Consider the following 22,933-nt stretch of genomic DNA (forward strand, 5'->3'; position numbering starts at 1 on the left):
CGGACGCGCGGGATGCGCGTCCGGCGGTTGGACCGGGCGGTTATTTCCCGGCGCTCTTGCCGTGAGCCTTGGTCGAGCTCTCGTGCACCTTCTCGGAGTGGCCGTGGGCCTCCTTCAAGTGCTTGGCGGCGGTCGCCTCGTCGCCCTTTTCGTGGTGCTCGGCCGCCGTCTTGTGCGACTTGGCGGCGGCCTCGTGGTGCTTGGCGGCCTCGGCGTGCGCGGTCTTGGCCATGGTGGTGTTCCTCGTGCGGCACCGTCACGGTGCTCTTTGCAGTCGTGTCGACCGGCGCGTCCGGGCGGGAGGAATCCCGACCGGCGTGCGGGATGTCCTCAGGTGCGCCGCCTCAGAGGGCGGGCAGCCTGCCGTCGGGGGTGTAGCGGTCCACCGCCGAGGGAAGCTCCCGAGAGAGCCTGGAAAGCAATTCGTCGTGCGACAGCCCGGTCTGGCGGGACAGGGCGTCCATGACGTCGGGACCGATGGCCTGTCGCAACTGGGGCGGGGCGATCTCGTGGTTGGGACCGTGGTTAACCCAGGAATCGGCGGCGGCACCATGTCCGTTTTGCCGGAAGCTCTCGACCAGCTGACCCAGCCCCCCGCCGAGCACGTTGCCGACGCCGGCCCCGCCGAGCGCACCGCCGATGTTGCCGAGCAGGCCCCCGAGGCCGGCTTCACCGGGAGCGGCCGCGGACCCCGCTCCGGGGGCGGGATGACCGCCGCCGAGCATCTCGGCGATCTTGTCCTTGTTCTGGAACCCGGCCACGGCGAGCAGGCCAAGCAGGGCGGTCATGGAGGGAAAGCCGTCACTCATGTTCGTTCTCCCGTTCGGGTGTGCGAGGTACGGGTTCTGGGCGGCTCAGGACCTCGGCCCGGTTCCCTTGGACGCCTTGTATTCGTCGATGGCGGTCCGGTAGCCTGGCGAGAGCTTGCCCATGTTCCTGCGGAAGCACGCCACCACCTCCGGCCCCTTCGGATCCATGCCGTTGCAAAGGCTTAGTTAGTCCCCAGAGCAGAACGTCCGGAGATGGCCCGTGGCGGCATCGTCGCCCTGGGCATTGGCGGAGCCGGCCGCCATGACGAAGGAGAGGGCGAGGAAGCGGGTGATGCGGATCATGGGGCGGATGCCGTGCTCGATGCTTGCCTTGAGGGTCGGTGCGTTGGCCGGGAGGAGGCCGCGGGCTCCCTCCCGGCACGGCGGTCAGATCGGCTTGCGCGTGGCGGTCCCGGTGGTGCCGGCCGTGCCGGTGCGCTCGACGTTGCCGCGCTCGTCAGTGACCTCGACCTCGGTGTGGCGCACCTTGTCGGTCACGGTCTCGACGCGCTGGGTCGCGTCCTTGCGGATGGCGACCTCGCCGACGACGCGGGCCTCCTTCGAGACCACCGCCTGCTCGCGCATCTCGGTGGCCTCGATGACTTTGTCCTCGAACAGGGCCATGTCCCCCGGCGTCACCGCCCGGTCGACCACGCGGCGGTCGACGTGTACGGTCTCGTCGTGCAGGGTGACGTTCTCGATGACGTCCTTCTCGACCGCGTAGGAGCGCACCCGGACACGACCGCTGTCGACCATGCGCTTGCCGACGTTGAGGCGCTCCTCGACCACCGGGATATAGTCGGTGCCCTGCGCGGTCCCCCGGGCCGCGACGGTCTCGGTCGCGCCCGCTGCCTGGAGGCCGGTGGTCCCGGTCGAGGCCACGGGGGTGGCTGCCATGACCGGTGCACCTGCGGCCTGCCCAGTCCAGCCCTCCTTGCGCCAGGACGCCTCGCGCTCGTCCATGTCGACCGAGCCGTGCTCTTCCAGGATGTCGTAGGTCCGCTCGGCGTACCCGTCCTCGACGGTCGCGGTCAGCATGGTGCCGCCCCGGTTCAGTCCCTCGGCGTGGAGGTGGCGGTCCTCCTCCGGCATGAAAAACTCCTTCAGCGAGCCCCACATGCCGCCCTCGTGGGTCGTGGCGGCGCCGGTCGTCGTGCCGGCCTCGCTGCCGGACAGAATCCGGACGCCGACCTCGGGGATGCCGATGGCCACAAGCTTGGCCTTCGCGGCGGTCGCGTCCGTGTAGGTGTCGTACATGGCGGTGATGGTCTGGGTCATGGTTCGATCTCCGATGGGGGTGCAGGGGACAGGGCCGTGACGTGCCCCTCAGGGGACACGCGTTCGATCACGGCGTGCTGCCTGCGCAGCGTCACCGGCATCTCGACGTCCTCGCCCGCCGTGGTCTGGCGGACGTGCACCTCCTCCCGCAGGACGAGGCGCTTCTCGACGACGAGGATCTCTTCCAGGACCGGGATGATCGTCACCCCGTTCTCCTCGCGGACCACCGGGGGCACTTCGCCCTCGGCCAGGGTCCGGTTGATCGCCACCCGGGTGACCCCAACATGATCGCTACGCAGGGTCTCGCGCAGGACCTCCTCGACCGTCTCGGTGCGCGTGGTGACCCGCACCCGCCCGGTCTCGACCGCCCGCTTGTCGATGCGGGCGGTCTCGGCGATCAGCGGGAGGACCGCCTCCTCACCGACGGCGACCTCCGCCGCCTGATTGTCCCGTGCCCCGAAGGGATGCGGCTCGGCGGGGGCGGAGTCCCCCACGATCAGACCCGGCGCTGCGTGGTGACGGCGGGCGCGGTGCGGGTGAGCACCGGGTCGACGGCTGCACCGCGGCCGGCGAAGAAGGCGGCCAGCGCACCGAGGATCAGCGCCAGGGCGCCGTAGAGCGCCCCCTGCGAGCCGACGCGGGCGGCGGTGTCGGCCGCCTGCTTGGCCTGCTCCTTGGTCTTGGCGACCGTGTCGTTGAACTGCTGCACGTATTGAGCGACCTGGGTCCGGGCCTGATCGACCGGGATGCCCTGCGCCTTGGAAAGGGCCTGGGCGGCTTTCTCCTGGGCGTCCTTCTGCTGGGCGGCGTCGCCGGTCACCGCGGCGCGCATGGCGCTGACGGCGGCATTCTTGAGGGCTTCGGGGTCATTGCCGGTCGTGCCGCGAACCTGGCTCTCGATGTTCGAGAACGGGTTGTCCATGCCCGGCAGCGACGGGCCCGCGGCCTGCGCGGCGGTCTTCACCGAGCCGCCGATCAGGTTGCCGGCGCCGCCGAGCGTGCTCGACACCGCGCTCGACGCGCCGCTGACGATACCGCCGACCGCCGAGGACAGCAGGTACATGACGACCAAGGTCGAGACCGCCCAGGCGATCAGCCCGTGGTAGGCCGTGGTGGTCTTGGCAGGCTTGCCCGACAGGCGCCCGGCGAGCCAGCCGCCAGCGGTTGAGGCGAGGATGCCGGAGATCACGAACCAGATCCCGGCGCCCGAGGAGAGGCTGCCAGTGGTCGGGGTGCCGTTGCCGGCCGGATCGACGGTCGAGAGCCCGATGCCGAGCCCGACCATGTTGAGGATGACCTGGGCGACCAGCGCGATCACCGCGCCGGCGATGACCGCCCCCCAGGAGATGGAGTGCAGCGCCATCGTGCGCATGTCCTCGGCCGGGGTGGCCGGGCTGGTGGTCGGCAGGTCGCGGTCGTAGGCCGCGCGGGTGGTGTCCGGTGTCAACGCCATCGGGGAAACTCTTTCGTCGGGAGTGGTCGGGTCGGACTTCGGCCGGGTTCGGCGGAAGGAGTGTGCCGGATCAGAGGACCCGACGGCGGCCCATCAGGGCATGGTAGAGCCACAGCACCACCACCGCGCCGACGACGGCGACGAGCAGGCTGTAGAGGTTCACCCCGGACACGCCTGGCTGGCCGAACTGATTGAACAGGAAGCCGCCGACGACGGCACCGACGACGCCGAGCAGGATGTCTACGACGAGCCCCTGGCCGGTGTTGTTGACGATCTTGCTGCCGATGAAGCCGGCGATCAGGCCGAGCACGATCCAGGCGAGGAGGGACACGGGGCGGGCTCCGGGCATGCGCGGTCGGTCGGTGCCGAGGCCACGCGGGAAGGGATGGGGTGTGGGCTACTCTCGGTCACGGCGGTCGCGGTTAAGCGGTTGCCTACCGCCGAACTTGCCTGCGTTCGTCCGCTCGACGGTCGGACCCGATACGCGACAAGCGCCCCCGGGACCGCGATGTTCCGCCGATTAACATCGAATGAAGCCGCAAGATCACCGCGTCGGTTCGTGGCGAATATTCACGGTTTCGGTTTTCGTCAGTCGGCGCCGGGTTCGAGCTTCCGATCCTCGCGACGTTTTCCCCTGGGATTCGACGGCGTGATCCCTGGTTCGCGGCCGGGATCCCCGGTGAGCTTCTCCAGGGCGTCCCGTACCGAGGCCCTGACCTGCTCCAGGGTCGGTCTCGGCTCGTCCGTCGGCTTGGGTTCGTCGGCCATTCGCCTTCCGGTCGACGCCCAGCCTTGCGTCGTGGTTGAAGATGGCCCCGGTACCGCAGCGTGCAAATCGTCGGAACGTACCGGTTCGGGTGTTTTATGTACCGGTCACGTGGCCGGGAAGCCGTGGTCACGTCCCCAGACCACGGCCTGGGTGCGCCTGTTGACGCCGATCTTGCGATAGAGCGCGGCGGCGTGGTTGCGCACGGTGCTTCCCGACAGCACCAGGGCCTGGCCGATGGCCTTGTCGCTCTGCCCCCGGCAGATCAGGTCGAGCACCTGGCGCTCGCGCGCGGTGAGGTCGGGCATGGCGGCCCTCGCACCATCGCCGGGGTTCCGAAGGACCGAGAGCTTCTCGACCAGGCCGCGGCTGAACCAGGAGGCGTCGGTCATCACCGTCTCGATGGCCGAGTACAGCTCGCGCTCGGAACGCTTGCGCTCGGTGATGTCCTGCAACACGGCCAGCACGGCATCCTCGCCGTTGATGACCACGCGCTCGGCCGAGACCAGGCAGTCGAGCGCCGTCCCGCCCCCGTCGCGCACGCAGGTCTCGACGCCGAGGGCGGACCCTTCGTTCGTCAGGGTCGCCTCGAACCGTTCGCGGGCGGCGGCGTCGACCCAGAGGCCGGTCTCGGCGACCGTCCGCCCGAGGGTGTCTTTCTCGGCACGGCCGAACACCCGGACGAACGCCTCGTTGACGCCTGTCACGACGTGGTCGCTCGCACGGGTCAGCACGGTTGGGACCGGGGTCAGCCGGAACGCCTTGGCGAAGCGCTCCTCGCTCTGGCGCAGGGCGGTCTCCGCCTTGCGGCGCGGTTCGAGGTCCGCGAACGTGAACAGCATGCACGCGAGCTCGCCCATCTCGATGGGTTGGCCCGCGACGATGACCGCGCGGTCGCCGCCGTCCGGCCGGCACAGAAGCGCCTCGCGGTGCGGGATCGGCTCGCCCGCGGAGAGGTGCTCCAGAGCCCTCTCGCGCCCGTGCGCCCCGGCGAGGAGGTCGACCTCGTACACGCTTCGCCCGAGAAGCTTGTCGCGCGCGTAGCCCGTGATCTCCAGGAAGCCCGCGTTCACACGGACCAGGCGCAGGTCGGACAAGCGCACGATGACCGCCGGCGCCGGATTGGCGTTGAATGCGCTGTCGAAGCGCTCCTCGGCCTCGAACTGCGCCGAGATATCCTTGATGATCAGCGCCAGGAAGGTCGGGCGCCCGCCCGCGTCGGTGACGACGAGGCTGCGCAGGGAATGCACGAAGTCGATGCCGGGCCGGTCGGCGTGCCTGACCTCGACGACGACGTCGCGGAAGGTCTCGCCCTCCATGACGCGCTCGATGGGATAGCGGTCGGGCGCCCGGTTGTTGCGGTAGCGCAGGCTGAAGCGCGCGCGGTAGGCGTCGACCGTCGCGCCGAGGTCGGACAGGGCCGCCACGCCGTGCATCGCCAGCGCCGCGTCGTTGGCCCAGGAGATGCGCTGGTCCGGCTCGACCAGGATCACGCCCTCGCTCAGGCCGGCGACGAGCTGGCGGAGTTCCGAGCGGTTGGCATCCCTCGCGATGGGTCCGCGTCCGAGGCCATGGCCGCCGGCGCCCCGTGCGCCGGTCAGTTCGACCTCGGGCCCGGGGGGGCGTCGGCTTCCGACCGGGGGATTCTTCGGGTTGACCTTCGGGTTCATGGTCGCCCCCGTAGTCTCGGCTTGGCGTCGCGGTAGGGCGGCAGAGCCGGATCGTGTCGCACAATCCTAGCACACCGGGCCGCGGGCGTCCCAGTCCGCGACCGGACGGCGGCGGATGCGAGGGCCGCCGGGACCAATCGGCATCCTCGACGTTGAGGTGCGATGCGCTGCGGTACGCGGCGTGACCGGGAATCCCGCATGCCGATGGACGACGCCGTAGCCGTGAAGCCGCCCGCCCAGGTGCCGCCCCCGCTCGTGCCTGGCCTGCGCGGCCTGCTGACCCTCGCAGTGGGCGTCGTGCTGATCGCGGCGCTGTACTTCGGCCGCGAGGTGTTCATCCCCCTCGTCCTGGCGGTGCTCCTCAGCTTCGTCCTGGCACCGGTGGTCAACCTGCTGCGGCGGATCAAGCTCGGGCGCGTCCCCTCGGTCATCGTCGCCGTCCTGCTCGCGCTCGGCGTCATCGGCGGCATCGGCGCGGTCATCGGCACGCAGGTCGCCGGGCTCGCCGGCAACCTGCCGCAGTACCAGGCCACGGTCTCGAAGAAGTTCGCCGGCCTGCAGCAGGGCTGGCTCGGGGAGGCCAATCGGGTCATCTCGAAGTTCAGCCACGAGGTTCACGACGCCACCCAGAAGGCCGACGCCTCCGGCACCACCGCCGCGACCGGGCCGGCCGGCGACACACCCAAGGCGCAGCTCGTCCGGGTACAGGAACCCGAAATCTCGCCGCTGGCGCTGGCCGAGAAGGTTCTCGGCCCGGTGTTCGAGCCCCTCACCACGGTGGGCATCGTGCTGGTCGTCGTGGTGTTCCTGCTGCTCCAGCGCGAGGACCTGCGTAACCGCATGATCCGCCTGTTCGGGTCGAGCGACCTGCACCGCACCACCGTGGCCATGGATGACGCGGCAGGCCGGCTCGGGACCTATTTCCTGGCCCAGCTCGGCATGAACGCCGCCTTCGGGGTCATCGTCGGCGTCGGCCTTTGGTTCATCGGCGTACCCAGCCCGATCCTCTGGGGCGTGTTCTCGGCGCTGATGCGCTTCGTGCCGTACATCGGCGCCTTCATCTCCGGCATCCTCCCGGTGGCGCTGGCGGCGGCCGTCGATCCAGGCTGGAACATGGTCATCGCCACCGCGGCGCTGTTCCTGATCGCCGAGCCGGTGTTCGGGCAGGTGATCGAGCCGCTGCTCTACGGCCACTCCACCGGCCTCTCGCCGTTCGCCGTAATCGTCTCGACCCTGTTCTGGGGGTTCCTCTGGGGGCCGATCGGCCTGATCCTGGCGACCCCGTTCACGGTCTGCCTCGTGGTGCTCGGCCGCCACGTCGACAGCCTGGAGTTCCTCGACATCCTGCTCGGCGACCGGCCGCCTTTGACGCCGGTGGAGAACTTCTACCAGCGCATGCTGGCCGGCGATCCGGACGAGGCCCGCGACCTCGGCGAGCAGATGCTGAAGGAGCGCTCCCTGTCCTCGTACTACGACGAGGTCGCGCTCAAGGGCTTGCAGCTTGCCGCCAACGACTACGCCCGGGGTGTCGTCACGCCGGCGCAGCTTGAGAACATTCGGGCTTCGTCCCGCTCGCTGGTCGAGGATTTCGAGGACCATCCCGACGTTGAGCCGGCCGGCACCGACGCGACGGTGAACCCGAACGACACCCCGACGCTCGCCGAGCGCGCGCATCCGAAGAACGAGGCCGTGCCCGGGCAGGCACCGTCCCGCGATGCACTGCCTGATGCGTGGCGCGGCGAGGCGCCGGTGCTGTGCCTGGCTGGGCGCGGCCCCCTCGACGAGGCCTCCTCGGCGATGCTGGCGCAACTCCTACGCAAGCACGGGCTCGGTGCGCGCGTGACCGCTTACCAATCCGCCTCGCGCGAGGGCATCCGCGACCTCGACCTCTCGGGCGTGGCGATGGTGTGCGTCTCCTACCTCGACATCACCGGCAACCCGTCGCACCTGCGCTACTTGCTGGAGCGTCTCCGTAGGAAGTCGAGGGACGTCAAGCTGCTGGTCGGACTATGGCCGCAGGGCGAGGCGGTCCTCACCGACACGGAGCTCGGCCGGCAGGTCGGGGCCGACGCCTACGTGTCGTCGCTGCGCGGTGCGGTCGAGGCGTGCCTGAGGGAGGCGGGCGCGACGGCCACGGGCGACGAGACCCCGGCCGCGGCGAACGCCGCCCGAAGCTGGAATCCGCCGATGGCTTGACCGTTGTTCGGGCGTCATACAGTCAAGGCTCGGACAGCCGCCGTGCAGACAATCTTCGCTGTCCTCGCGATCTCCCTGCTGGCCGCCGCACCGGCCATCGCTTCCGAGACGTCGAACGTCGCCCGCGGCGTCTCGAAGCCCGCGACGGTCCAGATGTCCGCCGTCGTGAACGCCGCCCCGGCAACCGTCGCGGAGGCAGCGTCAACGAAGAGGGTTCGCGTCGTCCTCGCATCACCTTACGGAAACTAAGGTCTGCCGACCGGCGCTGTCACCTGATGGTCTTTGGAACCGATCCTCGGGTTTGTCGTCCGCACCCCGCCGCAATCATCCGCTAGGTCCTCCCAGCCTTGACGGGGCGTGACCCGGTCACCCGTGCAGGCCATGGTTCGGAGGTAAGCGTGTTTCGAGGGTTTGCGTCTGCCGGGCGGTCGCTAACGACCACGGCTGGATTCGCCATCCTTTTTTGCCTCGGGGCCTGCGGTGGCAGACCGACCGGCGTGCTCCTGCCCATCGCCGACGCGACGCCAGTAGCGGGCACGTCGCGCGTCGAGATGCTGGTCGCTACAACCCGCAAATCCGCCATCGAACGCGGCGTGCTGTTCTCCGGCGAGCGTGGCGAGGCCGTGACCTACACCGACCTCGCGGTGTCGATCCCGCCGGACGCCGACCGCCAACCCGGCACCGTGCAATGGCCGGAACGCTTGCCCGGCAATCCCGCCACCGACTTCGTCGCCCTTCGCGCCGAGCCGGTCGACCGCTCGAAGGTCGCGGCGTGGACCGGAAAGGTGGTCCGGGGACGCGGCAAGCGCCACGTCCTGGTATTCGTGCACGGCTTCAACAATAAGTTCGAGGATGCCGTCTTCCGGTTCGCGCAGATCGTGCACGATTCCGGTGCCGAAGTCGCGCCGGTGCTCTTCACTTGGCCGTCACGCGGCTCCGTTCTCGCCTATGGCTATGACCGGGAAAGCACCAACTTTTCCCGCAACGGACTGGAGACGCTGCTGCGCGACCTCGCCATGGACTCGAACGTCGGCGAGGTCACGGTGCTCGCCCACTCGATGGGCAACTGGCTAACCTTGGAAAGCCTCCGGCAGATGGCCATCCGCGACAAGCGCGTGGCACCCAAGATTCGGAACGTCATCCTGGCCGCCCCCGACGTCGACATGGACCTCGCCCGGGGGGCCTTCCACGACATGGGCAAGGACCGCCCTCGGTTGACATTGATGGTCTCGGGCGACGACCAGGCGCTCGCCGTCTCGCGGCTCGTATGGGGTGACAGCGTGCGGCTTGGGGCCATCGACCCGAACGTCGAGCCCTACAAGTCCGAGCTGGAGCGCGAGAACATCGGTGTCCTCAACCTGTCCTCGGTGAAGTCGGACGATGCCCTCAACCATGGCAAGTTCGCTTCCGGCGACGTCGTCGCACTGCTGGGCAAGCGGTTGGCGGACGGCCAGCCAATCTCGGACGGGAAGGTCGGGATCGGGGATAAGCTCGTGAGCACGGCGGCGGGTGCCGCCTCCACGGTGGCCACCGGCGCCGCGCTGGCGGTGGCGGCGCCCGTGGCCCTGGTCGATCCGCAGACCCGGGAGAGCTACGGCGAACACCTCTCGAACGTCGGCTCGGGCCTGCGCGACACCGTAGGCTCGACCGTCGACCTCGCCGGCGCCCCGATCCGGGCCGTTACGGGCGCCGGACGGTAGGGGACCCACCGAACCTGCATGGGCCGCTTTCGCGGCGTCACGCGTTGAGGCGGGCGGGCCCGTGCCCCATCGGTTCCGATGCTCGTCCGGCGACGACCGCGATCCACCCACCGGAGCCTCTAGGACCCGACCCCTGACCCTTGCGCTTGCCTTCGGGCTGGCACTTGCCGCCCCAGCTTCCGCGGACGACGGAAAGGACAACCTCAAGCGCTACTGCACCGGTGACGCCACGACATACTGCGTCGGTACGGATCCGGGCGGGGAGGAGATGAAGGCGTGTTTCACGAAGCACCACAAGGATCTGTCGGAGAACTGCCGGCGCGCCATTGATGCCTACACGTCGACGGGCGGCAAAGGAGTGGCATCTGGACCATGCTCGCCGCTGTCCTGTTCGTAGTGGGTACGCTGTCGGCTTCAGCGCAGAACGAGCCGATCCAAGGGCCCGAGGGCGCCAAGTGCCTGGTCGAGACGAGGAACCTCGTCTTCGTTGCGCCCAGTCCTAAGCGGTAGTCGCCCATTGACCTGGGCGCCGAGATCTACCACGCCTGCATGAGACGGCTCGGCGCGGAGGGAAAACCGGCGCCGGGCCGATAGGCACGGCGGGGTCGGTCAGCGACCGTCTATGGGATCCGGCGGCTGGAGTGCCAGCGGCTCGGTCGGCGGATCACCCTCGGGGCCTGCGGTCCGGGCGGCGGGTCGCCCATCGGCGGCAGCGGATCGGCCCCCACGAGGTGGTCCAAAAGTTAAGTTAGTGCATCGTCGGGCTGGAGCTGACCCCGTTTGTGGTCCACGGCCTATGCAAGTTCCCGGGCTATGACAGCTTGGTCGGCGAAGGCTCGGGGCGTCAAGCCGCCCAGGGCCGTGTGGGGTCGATCTTCGTTGTCGTGGCACCTCCATTCCTAGATACGCTCGCGGGCATCAGCCAGCGACAGGAACCACGAGGCGTTCAGGCATTCCGCCCGTAGGCGGCCGTTGAACGACTCGATGTAGGCGTTGTCGGTCGGCTTGCCCGGTCGGGAGAAGTCGATCTCGACCCCGTTCAGGTACGCCCACTGGTCGAGCATGCGCCGGCAAACTCCGGCCCATAGCACATCGGGAAGATGGCTCGACGGCTCTGGGGCGGCGCGCGAAGCCATGCTGAGTGCAGCGCGTCGCCCTGGGCGGTCATGGCCAATCAACGGGTCTCTAGAGTGACGGTGTTCGAAGCCTCATTCCGGAGACGGATCGACCATGACCAGACCACAGCTTACGCCGCCGGCCGGCGTTCTCGTAGCCATCGACGTCGCCAAAGCCCGCAACGAGGTACTCATCGAGGTGCCCGGCCTCGCCCGGCGACGCCGGCTGAGCGTCCTCAACACCCGCGCCGAGCACGACCGCCTGATCGCGCTGCTGTCGGACCTCGATCAGCCGGTGACCTGCGGCTTCGAGGCCACCGGCAACTATCACCGCCCGATCGCTTGGCGCCTGCTCCAGGCCGGCTTTGCCGTACGCTTGATCTCCTCCGTTGGACTCGCCCGCACCTGCGAGGCCCTGCACAACGGCTGGGACAAGAACGACCCGAAGGACGCCCAGGTCATGCTGCACATGATCCGCATCGGCGCCTCGCAGGTGTATCACGACCCGCTCGCCGCCGGCATCAACGACGTGCAGGAGCTTTCCAAGACGCACGATGCTGTCTCTCGGGCCAAGACGGAGGTCCTGCATCGGATCCTGACCCACTACCTGCCACTGTACTTCCCGGAGGTCGACCGCTTCCGCCACAACAGCCGGTCGGACTGGTTCTTCGCATTCCTCGATCGCTTCCCCACGCCTGCCAGCATCACCGTGCTGAGCAAGGAGGCCTTCATCGCCGCCGCCTGGGATGTCGTCGGGCGCAAGGTCGCAAAGGCGCAACTGCTCGGCGACATCTACGAGACGGCCCGCAGCTCGATCGGCCTGCCGGTGCCGCCCGACGCTCCGGCGGTGAGCATGTTCCGGCTCGTCATCGGCGAGGTGCGTGGCCTCATACGGCAACGCGACGCGATCGAGGCCGCGGCCGACACCCTCCTGTCGGAGAGCGCCGACTACAAGCTGCTGCGCCGCATCCCCGGCATCGGCCCGATCAACGCCCTGACCATCCTGGCCGAGGCCGGCGATCTGCGCCGCTTCAGCCATCACCGCCAGTTCCTGAAGTTCTGTGGCCTCGATCTGGCCACCCAGCAATCCGGCACCTTCCGCGGCCAGACCAAACTGTCGAAGTACGGCAACGCCCGGCTCCGGCGTACGCTTTGGTTGGCTGGGCAGGTGGCCATCCGGCAGCGGGAGAACGGCTTCCGCGACAAGTTCGAGCGCTACATCGCCCGCGACCGGCACAATGCCGACCTGCGGCGCAAGGCGCTGACCGCGATCACCGCCAAGATGGCGCGCGTGGTGCACGCCGTCATCAAGACCGGTGCCGACTACCGGCCCTTCGTCGAGGGGCCGGTGCCAGGTGGGAGAACCCCTCTCAGCAGAGCCGTGAGGGCGTGAGAACCACGACCCTGTAGATAATGCTCGGGTCTCCTGCCTGGATCGACATCTCGTTTTGAGGACGGTGAGGACCACGATGCCGCGTGCATCGGCTGGATCCTGTGTTCGCTATGGCCGAGAGTTCTTCCGGATCGGCAGGAGCCGCCTGGATCGACGTTGACGACAAACACACCGCGGGCGCATGTTCGCGGACGGAGACCTGTTGCCTGGCCAGCCGTCCTTCCTCGCTACGTAGGACGTTGTCGACCCGCAGGCTCTTGGGCCGGCCGCGCAGCCGGACCAAGGCGTCCAGAGCTTCGGTCACTTGGAAGGCGCGACAGTTGGCTTTCGGTGTGAGCGGGAGCGCCTCTCGCATATGGCATTGGACCACCGTCAGGATCCGAAACGGACGTCCGTCGAACAGGCGATCAGACATGAAGTCCATGGCCCAGACCTCGTTGGGTCCGCCGATCGCAGGTCGCCCCTGACGGTAGCGCCAGGCTCGTTTGCGCTTGGGCAGCTTGGACCGGATCGACAGTCCCTCGTCCCGGTAGATCCGGTAGGTGCGCTCGTGTTTCACCTTCCAGCCCTCCCGTCGCAGCAGGACGTGCAGCCGACGGTAGCTGTAGCGCACCCGCGCGGCAGCGAGCTCCTTCAGCCGCATCCGCAATGCGACCTGCGGGTCGGAGCGCTTGCGGTAACGCTGGGACGATCGGCCGAAGCCGCTGGCCTTACAGACCCGACGCTCGCTGATGTCGCAGGCCAATTGCAGGTGACAGGCGACCTCAGGGCGAGCGGCGGGCCTCACCACTCTCGCTTGAGCACGTCCTGCAGCATGGAGCGGTCCAGCGGCAGGTCTGTGACCAACCGCTTGAGCTTGCCATTCTCGTCCTCCAGCTGTTTGAGCCGATCTCTGGCACGACCATGCCGACGAACTGCTTCCACCAGCGGTAAAACGTTGGCTCGGGCACGCCCATCTTCCGGTAGACCTCGTCCACCGTCGCACCATTCTTCACCTGCTGCAGGGCGAAGGAAATCTGTTCGTTCGTGAAGTGCTTGCGAGGCTGGCATCCACCCTCCTTCAGAGGTCAGGATGCCAGAAAAACTTGCGCTCGGCTCGGACCAGTTCGGTGGGCCAGGGCCAGCCGTCGCCCTAAGAAGGCAGAACAGGGTGCGCGGATCCGTATTCCCGGCCACACCGCGGCTGCAACCACTGACTCCGCGGTTGTATGTATCTAGCTGGTGATTCCACGGCCATGGAGGGAGCTTAATCCCGAGGCTTCACATCCTCCGAACGGATGACGCGACTCCCTTCGACTCCCGATACCTCTGCCATCGGGGGTTTCGCAGAGGGACTTATGATGCGCTTTATTCTGATGCCCGTACTGCTCATCGCCACAGCGACTGCGCCGCGTGCGGATGATCTAGCAGACCTGCCGGAATTGGCCTGTGCGCTGGCCTCGACGCCGTTAGAACTTCAGCAGATCGGATGCCCAGGTTACGCTTCGTTGAGTAATGCGCGGCCGCCAGAAGAAGCGGTCCGATTCGAGCAATCGGGTGAGGTATCTAACGACTGATCCGCTCACTTTTGGGCGCGGTCACCACCCAGCTCTAGGACCGCCGCATAGGAGCAAATCGCATGTCCGACGATGGGCCGCCACTTTTATTTGTTGCGTTATGGGGTGCGTTCGCCCTGCTGATGCTGCTTGGCCAGATGCAGCTCATCGAGCGGGGTTCCCCCATTGCTATGTCTTACCAGATCGTTGAGAGCAGTGACCCAATCGCAATCGCTGCACTCGACCGATAATTGGTCGAGCCAAGCTCTCGGGCGAATATCCGTCTTGCACGACCCATATCGAAATTTTAAAATGAGGGGCGAGCCCGAAAGGCGCGTAGTCGATCTGGCGGATTTGCTGAGATTCGCGTGCTTACAAGCATCGACACCGCCGGATCGCGAGCAGCTTGGCCGCCAAGATCCGACTCTTGCAGCGGCGTCCCAGCGCCCGGATGAAACCGTACGGTTCGAGTGCTGCAGTCTGTAAGACCCGAAATAGATATAGATCACGGCGGTCGGCGTTGCGTCTCAAAGCAGCGGGTTGCCATGCGCCGCTACGGCGCTGACCAGTTCGGAGCGGCGGTGCGTCCCGGTTTTTGCAAACAGGGACGCAAGATGCGTCTTTACGGTCGCAACCCCCACGCCCAGGGAGCTCGCTATCTCAGCGACTGAACCGAGCGCGACCGCCGCCTGCAAGACCCGGGCCTCACTTGCGGTCAAGCCATGGAGCTTGGCCAATACTTCGATGCCGGAAGTGATTGGCACCTCAGTTTTGCGAACGAACACGGCTGCTTGCGCCCGGTGGCTGAGACTACCGGTTTGACGAGCACCGGAAGACAGCGGCAGCACGTGCACGAGATACCGCTCTCTCTGCTTGTTCGTTAGAACAATCGAGGGAGGACAAGATTTCATCGAGTGATCGTCCCCGGTGCCGGACAAGGCGTAAGACGCTCGAAGTGCCTTATCAGCGGCACGGTCTGATGCGGCGAGGACGCCATCACGCCGACCGAGCATGTCCCCCTGTTGCAGAAGAGCGAGACCTGTCCCATTGGCAAAGTCGAGCTTGCCAGCAGTATCGACTAGAAAAACGGCGGCCGTCACAAGATCGAGCACCGCTTCCAACGATGCACGCTTCAATCGAAATCCATCAAACTCTCGGCCGATCATCACGGCCCGCTGCAGATGCGGGGCGAGCAGTTCCATCTTCCGCCTCATCTCTTCGTCGACAAGCCCTTGCGCTCGGCTGCGACGGACGGAGAACGCCGCAACGCCGAGGGCGAATCGATGGAGATTGACGCCGACCACATCGATGAAGCCCTGTGGGGCTACCCACTCTTGATAGAACCGCGTCCGCGCAAAATCCTCATGCGGAATGATGTCCCCGCCGCTGAAGACGATACCAGTCGGAACAAAAGATATAGCCGGAAAATAGGGATTCAGGGCCGCATAGCGTTCAAGATATAACTGCACATAACTCGGATTGTCGCCCCAGGCATGAAACACAGCGGCTTGGTTGTTGACGGGGTCCTGCCAGAAAAGATTTGCAGCTATCCCGCCTAAAAAAATGGTGGCGAGTTGCAGCGCTTCTGGCCAACGCTCCGAGTCGAGCGCCGCATCATACACTGCACTGAGGATTTGTGAGAGCTGCTCAGCCTCCGTGGTGCCGCGAAGTACCACCAGATTTGCTTGCGGCTTTTGGGCAACAGGCTCGTCTTCAAGTGCCTTGCCCAAAAATCCAGGCGACCCCTGAGACGATTTAGTGTTCGCCACCTCGAATCCTCGCGCGATTGTATTGCGGTCGGCCAACATTGGCTGGACCCGATTCGATGCACGTCTGAATGCAGCATATCATCCATTCGGGTGAGGTCGAATGCCTCATAAAATACGAGTTTGGCCGCCAGATACGAGCGCGTCCGGTGGCTCGTCCCGCAGCAGCTGAGAATCTCCTCCGATCGGTGGCTCGGCGATGAAGGCCAAAGGGCGGGTTAGGCACGTGGAAACAGAGCGACGGTTTTTCCTGGGTGGACTGGCCTTCGGCGCGGGCGCCGTCGCAGCGGGCCAAGCGTTCGGAGCTGACGGTGACGGTCGAGCAGCCGGTAAGGAGGCTTGGTCCTCACAGACCTTCGTTCATACTATCCCGCGCAAACCCGGCGCAGCCCAGCCCTTCACCGGGCGGCTGGACGGGGGGACCATCAAGGCGACCTCCGGCGGCTGGGCTCGTGATCTCCCCGCCAATCAACTGCCGATCGCGACTGGCATTGCGGGCGCTCACCTGTTCCTCAATCCCGGCGGCGTCCGCGAGATGCATTGGCATTCGTCGGCTGAGTGGGCTTACGTGATCGGCGGCCATTGTCAGGTGACGGTCCTGGATCCTGACGGCGGCTTGGAGGTCGTGAACCTTGGGCCCGGAGACACCTGGTCGTTTCCGGCTGGCCATGCTCACGCGATCCAAACGCTGGGCGATGTGCCCTGCCACGCGATCCTGGCGTTCGACGATGGCCTCTACGGTGACCACGGAACCTTTGGCCTGAGCGATTGGCTCAGCCGGCTCGACCAATCGATCCTACGGGCAGCGTTCAATTTGAGCGACGCCGTGACCCGCGATCTGCCGGCGGCTGAAGACTACATCGCGCAAGGTCCAGTGATCCCACTGAACGGAGATGTCGCCCGCGGCGAACGACGCTTCAACGCTGCAAGCTCGCATCGGTTCGCGCTCGCGCAGGCTCAGCCGTTGATCGAATGCTCCGCCGGCACACTGCGCATTGCTCCGGCCGAGGCGTTCCCGATCTCGACGACGATGACGGGTCTCAGCGAGACGTTGCTTCCGGACGCCCTGCATGCGCCGCACTGGCATCCGAGCGCGAACGAGTGGCACTTTCTACTCGAAGGCCAGACGCGCGTGACGGTGTTCGAGCCAGAGAAGCGCTTGGCAACGGCGAATTTGAAACCCGGCGACTGCGCTTACCTGCCGCGAGCCGCCGCACACATGATCGAGGACATCGGTGAAGAGCCGTGCAGCTTTGTCGGCGTCCACGACAATCCCTTGTACCAAGAGTGCTCGCTCTCGCAGTGGATGACCTTGACGCCCCGCCAGGTCATCGCATCGAACCTGGGATTGTGGGAGGATGACCTGGCTTGTCTACCGAATAAGCCGATCGTTTTCGCACGATCGGTTTGACCATGCCAGCACCGCACAGCACCTTCGTAATCATAGCAATCATTCTATTTGCCGTGCCGGGGAAGCCCGACGCGCGGATTGCGATAAATCAGCCTCAGAAAGCCACGGATTTGCAAATCCCGGACACGCTTCCGGCCGCGGACGTTATCGTCCTGGAGCTCGCCGACGATTGGGGAATGGTGAGCATCGATCCCAAGCTCTTGATCTCGGTAGAGCCGCGCGGTCCTGGAGCGGATCAGTCATGCATTGTCATTTGGCGCGACGGGCAAGCCATCGTACGGGGGAACGTTCGCACGACGAGAGATCGGCTGGGCCTAACTCCAGTAGAATGAGTGCGAAGCATGCATCGTGTACGACCTGGCGGTCGGTTGGAATTTCAGGTTCCGTGCGGATCAAATTCGCTGGTCCGTTGGGTCGTAGCAGGATATCCGCTTCCTGCTAACCTTTGCCATAACGCGGGCAGACAGCCTTTGGCCGGACTACGCCACGCCGGATCTCCGTCGCGCTCAGGGCGCACGTTCGGCTTTGCGCCCATCGCGTCCATCCAGGTGGCTTCGATGACGTCCCGTAAGCGGACGCTTCCTGCTGCGATGGGCCATTCGCATGAGGGCGGCCAATGGAGGTCAGGCTCGCGTCCATAGGCCTTGAGGGCCACGAGTGACCTGTGGCGGGATGACAGCGGCGTAGGGCGCGGGCAAACCCGCGTAGGGGCGTGTCTGTCGGGTCCACGGACATGGCGCATCCTTGTTCGGTTACGTTCGGCTGGGTGGACAGGTCATTCCGCAAGCGACGCCCGGCGACGTCGGCCGGGCCGTCGCGCACATGGCGGCCCGCGCGTGGGGCATGCCCGCGGGACGCAATTGCCTCCCGCCACAGGCCCTGCGATCGCGGCCGCCCGGGCTCCTCCCCCCGGGGAGGCGCGGGGTTGCGGCACCCCACCACCCGGCTCGGGCGCCGGATCCGGCACGGCCTCGAGCGCCCGCAACTTCCCCTCCAGAACCTCGGACCCGTATCGCATCCGAAGGCAAGCGTGCCGCTGCGCCTCCCGTGCGACGACCCGGATGTCCGGCGCGACGATGACGTTCGTTGGAGAGGGGTCCGGCCGGCCGGGCGCTGGGCCTATTGGAGGCCGGTCACGGCGCCGTCGGCCGGCACCCTGAGCCTGTACCACCGCGAGAGGGTCCGGGCCCACGTCATGCGATCCGTCAGGTAGACCTCGCTCGTGCGCGCCGGGCGGCCGTCGGCGATGTCGGGATGACCGCTCACGCAGCCCCTCAGGACCCGCACCGGGATGATGCCGTATTCCCAAGCGTCCAGGACCGGTGCCTCGGCAAGGTCGTCGGCGCTCGGTCCAAGCCCCGCGGCCACGGACTCGACGTCATCGGCGAGCTCGCGCAACCTGTCTGGCAGGGAACGCGTATCTCCCGTGACGGCGATCCGCTGCGCTTCGTCCGCGGCGGTGCCCTCCAGGGGGGCGAAGCCCCCGCTCGGCGGGGTCTCCATATCCCGCCGGATGGCCGCAAGCAGCAGAAGCCCCGCGCGAAGCGCGCGGCTCATCGGAGCCGCGGTCGCCAAGGCGGACGCTTCGCCTCGACCCAGCGGCGGCAGAACGCAGGCGACCACGTAGGCGCGGGTGTCGAGTTTGGCCATCGCCGCGGCGAAGCGGCTCGCGGCCGGGCCGCCGCCAGCACGTCGGCAGCCGAGGTAGGCCGTGCGCCTCGACGATCGATTCGTGGTGGCCCAGGCCGCCGCCTCCCGCTCGTCCGCCTCGTGGGGACCGACGACGATGACGACGAGGTCGACCAGGGCTTGGATGCTCTCCGACCGTAGCCGGCACTGCGGGATGTCGACCAGCGTCGGGGTCCCGTCGCGGCGGCAGTCCGTTGCGGCTTGCGCGATCTCGGCGTCGGTCGATGCCTCCGATAGCCGGACGACGCGCAGGGCGGCCCCCGTTTCGGGGGCGGGATCGCCGCCGACCATGAGAAGTGTCGTCTGCCCGTCGACGGCGATGGCGGCATGCGCGACCAACAAGGCCGCGTGCGAGGCATCCGTGCGCCCGGAGGCGCCGGCGAAGGCGATCAGCATGTGCGGTCTCCGAACGCGACATCCGGGCCAAGCCCGCGAGGGGGCGGCCTTTTTCGCGTGAGGGCGGGATCGAGGAAGGGGAGGCAGACGCGGCGCGGCCCGATGGTCAGCCGGCATGACGCTCGCCCATCGTCGAGACGGCGGGAGCGTGACGTTGCGTCGGGCTGAGTTCCGAGGGGAAAAATTCCTCCGCCGGAGCCGACGAATACTAGGTGATGACGCATCCAGCGTCGAGATCCCCGAAGACTTGCACGATGTTGATTGTGGGGATTAACGTGAAAATCTGTCCGGGGATGGGGCCAGATCATCCCGTGCCGAGGCGATGCCACCCATCGTCCCGAATGCGCCCCTGAATCGGCTGTTGGAACTCGTCACCGTTGGCAGCCACCGGCGTGCCGGCGCACGCCGGCTCGGCCAAGATCTTGCGCCCCGCCAGCGATCCTCCATTCCACCGTGAGGTGCTTTTCGACGAGACGTCCGCCCGGGCCGAGTCACGGGACGCAGTGGCGACAACCTCCTCCGCCCGATCTTTCCGCGGGCGCCCGCCCACTCGGCTTGCCCGATTCCGTACGACGCACGGCCGCCAAGCCCGGCCCGGAAACTCGCGCCGCACAGAGCGCCCTGGAGCAGGCAAAGGCTGTAAGGGGGCATCTCGCGCCACAGCCCGCCCGCCGCGGCGGTGACCAACCTAACGCCGAAGCCGTGCCTCACGAGGCGGAGCCTCGTACGTCCCGGCATCGCCAGGCCCGGCAAGACCTCCGCGCCCAGGCGCCGTCCGACGACGGCCGCCCGTTTCTTCATCTAGAAGTCGGTCGGCTGGTTGAGGGATCGCGCGACGGCGGCGCGCGGCCCGGCAAAGACCGCGCCGATGGCGGCCCCCAGCCCATGCGCGGCACCCAATCCCGGCCGTGCCTTCAGGCTCGGCGGCTTGGCCAGTGCGAACAGTAGAGGATATGCGTCCGAGGCCGTGAGCGGCCTTGCATCCTCCTGGATCTCGGGATCGGACGTGGCGGCGGCCCCGAGCAGCCTCGAGGCGGAGGAAAAGGGCGTCCCCGCCCTGGTCGGATCACGGGCCCGGGATGGGCGCACCGAACCTCCTCCACGGTCATGTCCGGCATCCGGAGGCCGGCGTCCGCCTCCAGGATCCGCAGTATGCGGAGCGACAGCACGCAGTTCCGCGGATGGCACCGCGTGAAGAACTCGCCCCGGTGGGCGAGGATCACCCCCCGCACGAACGTCGGGACGATCTGGCCGACCGCCCGGACGATCGCGGGCCAGAGGGACGGCGCCTAGAGGTCGTCGATCGCCCGCTCGTGGGCGGTCTTGCGGCGCCTGAAGACGGCGTGATCGTGCTTCGGAAGGTTCCAGCACAGCGCGCGCCGCCACGTCCGCCGCGTCCCGGATGTTGCCGGCGGCCCAGCGCCCAATCGTACAGGGTCGGCTCGACGCGTCGCGAATGGCACCGGGCAAGCCGGAACGGGTACCGCTTGCGCTTCTCGATCAAGGTGGTCCGCACGCCGAACTCGGCCCCGCGGACGGTGGCCGCGAGGCCGCTGGGCCCGGCTCCGATCGCCACGAGGTCGGATCCTGTGCCCGCCACGCCAATCAGCCCGACCTGGTCGTCGCGGTCCACCGCGGCTAGCGGCCGGGTTCACGTTCGCCGAGCAGGCGGTGATCGCCCTGATGGCCGCCGAGGTGGTGCGCCGGAAGGACTGTTGGCTGTCGATCGAAAACATGGCCGCCGTCGCCGGCGTGTGCCGGTCGACCGCGAAGAACGCTATCCGCGAGGCGGTGCGGCTGGGCCCGCAGACCGTCGAGGAGCGAAAGACCACCGGCTTCCGCTAAGACACAAATGTGCTCGGCATCGTTTCGCTGGAGTAGCCGGCACGACTGCGGCTGGCGCGGAAGGGGATGCCGCTTGGCCTACTCCTGACCGAGGGTCGGGTCGGGAGGACCCCGCCGCCCAAGGGAGAAGGGGCAACGACGTAACCATCACCGCTCCTAAGGTTCCGATTCTGTGCGTATCTGGGAAAACGGGAGCCTCGAAGGACTGCCGACGAGCGGCGGTTCGGGCTCGCGATGTGCCAGGGCGGGAATCTGCCGCGGGTCCGTCACGGGGGCCTGGCGCTATGTCGTGCCCGCATGCAACTGGACGGTCTGACGGACGATGCGGGACTATCGATTCTGTGTGGCGCTGCGCCGGGCCGATGGCGCGCTTGATGAACCCGTGCACGAAGAGCTCATCACCGCGGAAGACGGGACAAGCGCCATCGCGCTAGCTAAGGCCATCGACGTGGACATGCTCAGGCTGCGGGCCAATGCGGTCTATCTCGTGGACCCCCAAGGTTATGTCGTCTGGTCGCTCCGGCTCGCAGATGTGTCCGATGTCAGTGCCTGAAGCAACCGACACGTGGCAGGTAGCGCCGACCGATCAGCCAGGGCGAGTATCCGCTTTGACTGCGGGGACGACACAGCCACGCGGTGATGGTCGATGGGCAGGCAGTACGAACAGCGCCGTCGGGTGACGAAGGCCGCCATGATCGAGGCGTGTTGATCGAGCCGTCCGTTGACGCTCGTCTACCACGCGCATTTGCCGGGAACTTCGGGCAGATAACGCCTTATAGGCTGCTCAAAACCGGGCAGGGGTTTGAACCATGACTGAAGGCATCGTGCCGCTACGCCGGAGAGGCGAGGAGGCTTCTCATATCGCCCGGATCGACATCGCTGCCGTGGAGCTACTCGCGAGCGGCGAAGCTACAAGCCTGCAGGAAGCGCGTGCCGAGGTGATTTTAAGGAATCTGCGAGCACAGCGGGACCAGATGTCGTCGCTGCTCGCGGACCTGCGCGGGCGGGGTTTGACCGGTGATGCCCAGATCGACGAGGTCAACGCCAGCCTCAACGCAGCGATCAATCAGGGCATCGTGCAGATCGACCTGTTCATCGCGCAAGCGCGAGTCCTCATGACGGCGGCCCAGCAACACAAGTTCGAGTGGTCTCGCACTGCGGGATTTGCGCCGTAAGGCCTCAGTGCCGGTAGCGTTCGGCGAGGGCCATGAGCGTCTGTGACAGTTCCGTGAGGTTGGCCGAGGCCGCCTCGACCTGACGGGTGCCGGCGGCGTTCTGCTGCCCCGCTTGCCGGATGTTGTGCAGCGCTTGCATCACCTGCTCGATCCCCAGCTGCTGCTGGTTGGTCGAGGCCACGATCTGCTGGAACGTCTGGACGTTCTCCTCCACCCGCGCCGTGATCTCCTCGATCGTCCGCTGCGTCGTGTCCGAGCGCGTCTTGCCCGAGGCCGCCCGCTTCACCGCCTCCTCGGTCAGCATCACCGACGTGTTGATGCCCCGCTGGATCTCACCCAGGAGCCCCCGGACCTGACCGGTGGCCGCCTTAGCCTGATCAGCCAGCAGCTTCATCTCGGAGGCCACCACCGCAAAGCTGCGCCCGCTCTCGCCGGCCGCCGCCGCCTCGATGGCGGCGTTGAGCGCCAGCAGATGCGTGCGCTCGGAGATGTCGTTGACGGTCTCGATGATGTCGCCGATCGTCTGGGTCTTCTCCGACAGGCTGACGATGTTGCCGGCCACCGCCTCGGCCTGCTCGCGGATCGCGTCCATGGCCTTGGCGGTGTCGGAGACCGCGCGCAGGCCCTGGCGGGAGGTCTGGGCGGTGGCCTGGGCGGTGGCGATGACCTCGGTGGCGCGCTTGCCGATCTGGGCGCCGGAATGGGTGATCTCGTCGACGGTCGCCGCGGTCTCCTG

At 67.3% G+C, this 22,933-nt stretch carries 19 protein-coding genes and 2 pseudogenes; 8 read left to right on the top strand and 13 right to left on the bottom strand.

Features of this window, described 5'->3' with window-relative positions; all coding sequences use genetic code 11:
* Positions 1-40 precede the first annotated feature (40 nt).
* The 8 genes from BM228_RS27750 to BM228_RS27780 form a co-directional block, all read right to left on the bottom strand.
* A complete protein-coding gene (locus BM228_RS27750) occupies positions 41-232 on the bottom strand; it encodes a hypothetical protein (protein ID WP_092045724.1) in 192 nt (63 codons plus the stop codon).
* A gap of 112 nt (positions 233-344) precedes the next feature.
* Complete coding sequence (locus BM228_RS27755) at positions 345-809, bottom strand: YidB family protein (protein WP_092045726.1); 465 nt, start codon at positions 807-809, stop codon at positions 345-347.
* Positions 810-1,196: 387 nt separating this feature from the next.
* Positions 1,197-2,087 carry a YsnF/AvaK domain-containing protein gene (locus BM228_RS27760; RefSeq protein ID WP_092045727.1) on the bottom strand — a complete coding sequence of 297 codons (891 nt, stop codon included), beginning with the start codon at positions 2,085-2,087 and terminating at the stop codon, positions 1,197-1,199.
* A complete protein-coding gene (locus BM228_RS27765; RefSeq protein WP_244537337.1) occupies positions 2,084-2,581 on the bottom strand; it encodes a YsnF/AvaK domain-containing protein in 498 nt (165 codons plus the stop codon). The genes BM228_RS27760 and BM228_RS27765 overlap by 4 nt, the downstream gene beginning before the upstream one ends.
* Positions 2,582-2,583: 2 nt before the next feature.
* Positions 2,584-3,540: a hemophore-related protein gene (locus BM228_RS27770; RefSeq protein WP_092045731.1), complete on the bottom strand. Its 957-nt coding sequence runs from the start codon at positions 3,538-3,540 to the stop codon at positions 2,584-2,586.
* Between the two features lie 70 nt (positions 3,541-3,610).
* Positions 3,611-3,871 (bottom strand): GlsB/YeaQ/YmgE family stress response membrane protein, encoded by a 261-nt coding sequence (locus tag BM228_RS27775; RefSeq protein ID WP_092045733.1) that lies wholly within the window; start codon positions 3,869-3,871, stop codon positions 3,611-3,613.
* A 257-nt stretch (positions 3,872-4,128) separates the two neighbouring features.
* Entirely contained in the window at positions 4,129-4,308 is a 180-nt protein-coding gene (locus BM228_RS34140; protein ID WP_139234234.1) for a hypothetical protein, read from the bottom strand.
* A 105-nt stretch (positions 4,309-4,413) separates the two neighbouring features.
* Positions 4,414-5,859, bottom strand: coding sequence for a helix-turn-helix transcriptional regulator (locus BM228_RS27780; RefSeq protein ID WP_244537341.1), 1,446 nt, complete (start codon positions 5,857-5,859; stop codon positions 4,414-4,416).
* A 315-nt stretch (positions 5,860-6,174) separates the two neighbouring features.
* Between BM228_RS27780 and BM228_RS27785 the strand changes: the two genes are divergently transcribed.
* Together BM228_RS27785 and BM228_RS27795 are read left to right on the top strand one after the other, a co-directional pair.
* Positions 6,175-8,172, top strand: a complete 1,998-nt coding sequence (locus BM228_RS27785) for an AI-2E family transporter (protein ID WP_092045737.1) — start codon at positions 6,175-6,177, stop codon at positions 8,170-8,172.
* A gap of 497 nt (positions 8,173-8,669) precedes the next feature.
* Positions 8,670-9,872, top strand: a complete 1,203-nt coding sequence (locus BM228_RS27795; protein ID WP_342030185.1) for an alpha/beta hydrolase — start codon at positions 8,670-8,672, stop codon at positions 9,870-9,872.
* A gap of 794 nt (positions 9,873-10,666) precedes the next feature.
* On the opposite strand, the pseudogene BM228_RS35180 reads toward BM228_RS27795, so the two are convergent.
* A pseudogene (locus BM228_RS35180) lies at positions 10,667-10,939 on the bottom strand (integrase core domain-containing protein); the annotation flags it as partial.
* 163 nt (positions 10,940-11,102) lie between these two features.
* Here BM228_RS35180 and BM228_RS27810 point away from each other — a divergent pair.
* The gene (locus tag BM228_RS27810) at positions 11,103-12,380 is read left to right on the top strand and encodes an IS110 family RNA-guided transposase (RefSeq protein WP_092045744.1); all 1,278 of its coding nucleotides are present in this window, start codon (positions 11,103-11,105) and stop codon (positions 12,378-12,380) included.
* A 238-nt stretch (positions 12,381-12,618) separates the two neighbouring features.
* Here the strand turns inward: BM228_RS27810 and BM228_RS27815 are convergent.
* Positions 12,619-13,444: pseudogene (locus BM228_RS27815) on the bottom strand (transposase); the annotation flags it as partial.
* Between the two features lie 554 nt (positions 13,445-13,998).
* Between BM228_RS27815 and BM228_RS34900 the strand changes: the two are divergent.
* The gene (locus BM228_RS34900) at positions 13,999-14,166 is read left to right on the top strand and encodes a hypothetical protein (RefSeq protein WP_167367848.1); all 168 of its coding nucleotides are present in this window, start codon (positions 13,999-14,001) and stop codon (positions 14,164-14,166) included.
* A gap of 276 nt (positions 14,167-14,442) precedes the next feature.
* Here the strand turns inward: BM228_RS34900 and BM228_RS27820 are convergent, their stop codons facing one another.
* Positions 14,443-15,684 (bottom strand): helix-turn-helix transcriptional regulator, encoded by a 1,242-nt coding sequence (locus BM228_RS27820; protein WP_167367849.1) that lies wholly within the window; start codon positions 15,682-15,684, stop codon positions 14,443-14,445.
* A gap of 196 nt (positions 15,685-15,880) precedes the next feature.
* Between BM228_RS27820 and BM228_RS27825 the strand changes: the two genes are divergently transcribed.
* Complete coding sequence (locus BM228_RS27825) at positions 15,881-17,092, top strand: cupin domain-containing protein (protein WP_092045748.1); 1,212 nt, start codon at positions 15,881-15,883, stop codon at positions 17,090-17,092.
* Between the two features lie 1,119 nt (positions 17,093-18,211).
* On the opposite strand, the gene BM228_RS27835 is transcribed toward BM228_RS27825, so the two are convergent.
* On the bottom strand, positions 18,212-19,177 hold the full coding sequence (locus BM228_RS27835; protein ID WP_092045752.1) for a DUF6634 family protein: 966 nt from the start codon (positions 19,175-19,177) through the stop codon (positions 18,212-18,214).
* 1,671 nt (positions 19,178-20,848) lie between these two features.
* Between BM228_RS27835 and BM228_RS27850 the strand changes: the two genes are divergently transcribed.
* The 3 genes from BM228_RS27850 to BM228_RS27860 all read left to right on the top strand — a co-directional run bounded on the left by BM228_RS27850 (position 20,849) and on the right by BM228_RS27860 (position 22,197).
* The gene (locus tag BM228_RS27850; protein ID WP_208612109.1) at positions 20,849-21,022 is read left to right on the top strand and encodes a hypothetical protein; all 174 of its coding nucleotides are present in this window, start codon (positions 20,849-20,851) and stop codon (positions 21,020-21,022) included.
* A gap of 343 nt (positions 21,023-21,365) precedes the next feature.
* Positions 21,366-21,575: a hypothetical protein gene (locus tag BM228_RS27855; RefSeq protein ID WP_244537338.1), complete on the top strand. Its 210-nt coding sequence runs from the start codon at positions 21,366-21,368 to the stop codon at positions 21,573-21,575.
* Between the two features lie 256 nt (positions 21,576-21,831).
* Entirely contained in the window at positions 21,832-22,197 is a 366-nt protein-coding gene (locus tag BM228_RS27860; protein ID WP_092045760.1) for a hypothetical protein, read from the top strand.
* Positions 22,198-22,201: 4 nt separating this feature from the next.
* Here the strand turns inward: BM228_RS27860 and BM228_RS27865 are convergent.
* The coding region (locus tag BM228_RS27865) for a methyl-accepting chemotaxis protein (RefSeq protein ID WP_244537339.1) at positions 22,202-22,933 on the bottom strand (732 nt) is incomplete at its 5' end.

Source organism: Methylobacterium pseudosasicola (assembly GCF_900114535.1).
Taxonomy (GTDB): Bacteria; Pseudomonadota; Alphaproteobacteria; order Rhizobiales; family Beijerinckiaceae; genus Methylobacterium; species Methylobacterium pseudosasicola.

Excerpts from the sequence above, each read along its gene's own strand:
- BM228_RS34140 (WP_139234234.1), bottom strand. The coding sequence starts at position 4,308 with ATGGCCGACGAACCCAAGCCGACGGACGAGCCGAGACCGACCCTGGAG.
- BM228_RS27860 (WP_092045760.1), top strand. The coding sequence starts at position 21,832 with ATGACTGAAGGCATCGTGCCGCTACGCCGGAGAGGCGAGGAGGCTTCT.
- BM228_RS27835 (WP_092045752.1), bottom strand. The coding sequence starts at position 19,177 with ATGCTGATCGCCTTCGCCGGCGCCTCCGGGCGCACGGATGCCTCGCAC.
- BM228_RS27760 (WP_092045727.1), bottom strand. The coding sequence starts at position 2,087 with ATGACCCAGACCATCACCGCCATGTACGACACCTACACGGACGCGACC.
- BM228_RS27770 (WP_092045731.1), bottom strand. The coding sequence starts at position 3,540 with ATGGCGTTGACACCGGACACCACCCGCGCGGCCTACGACCGCGACCTG.
- BM228_RS27785 (WP_092045737.1), top strand. The coding sequence starts at position 6,175 with ATGCCGATGGACGACGCCGTAGCCGTGAAGCCGCCCGCCCAGGTGCCG.
- BM228_RS34900 (WP_167367848.1), top strand. The coding sequence starts at position 13,999 with ATGTCCGACGATGGGCCGCCACTTTTATTTGTTGCGTTATGGGGTGCG.
- BM228_RS27825 (WP_092045748.1), top strand. The coding sequence starts at position 15,881 with ATGAAGGCCAAAGGGCGGGTTAGGCACGTGGAAACAGAGCGACGGTTT.
- BM228_RS27750 (WP_092045724.1), bottom strand. The coding sequence starts at position 232 with ATGGCCAAGACCGCGCACGCCGAGGCCGCCAAGCACCACGAGGCCGCC.
- BM228_RS27755 (WP_092045726.1), bottom strand. The coding sequence starts at position 809 with ATGAGTGACGGCTTTCCCTCCATGACCGCCCTGCTTGGCCTGCTCGCC.
- BM228_RS27810 (WP_092045744.1), top strand. The coding sequence starts at position 11,103 with ATGACCAGACCACAGCTTACGCCGCCGGCCGGCGTTCTCGTAGCCATC.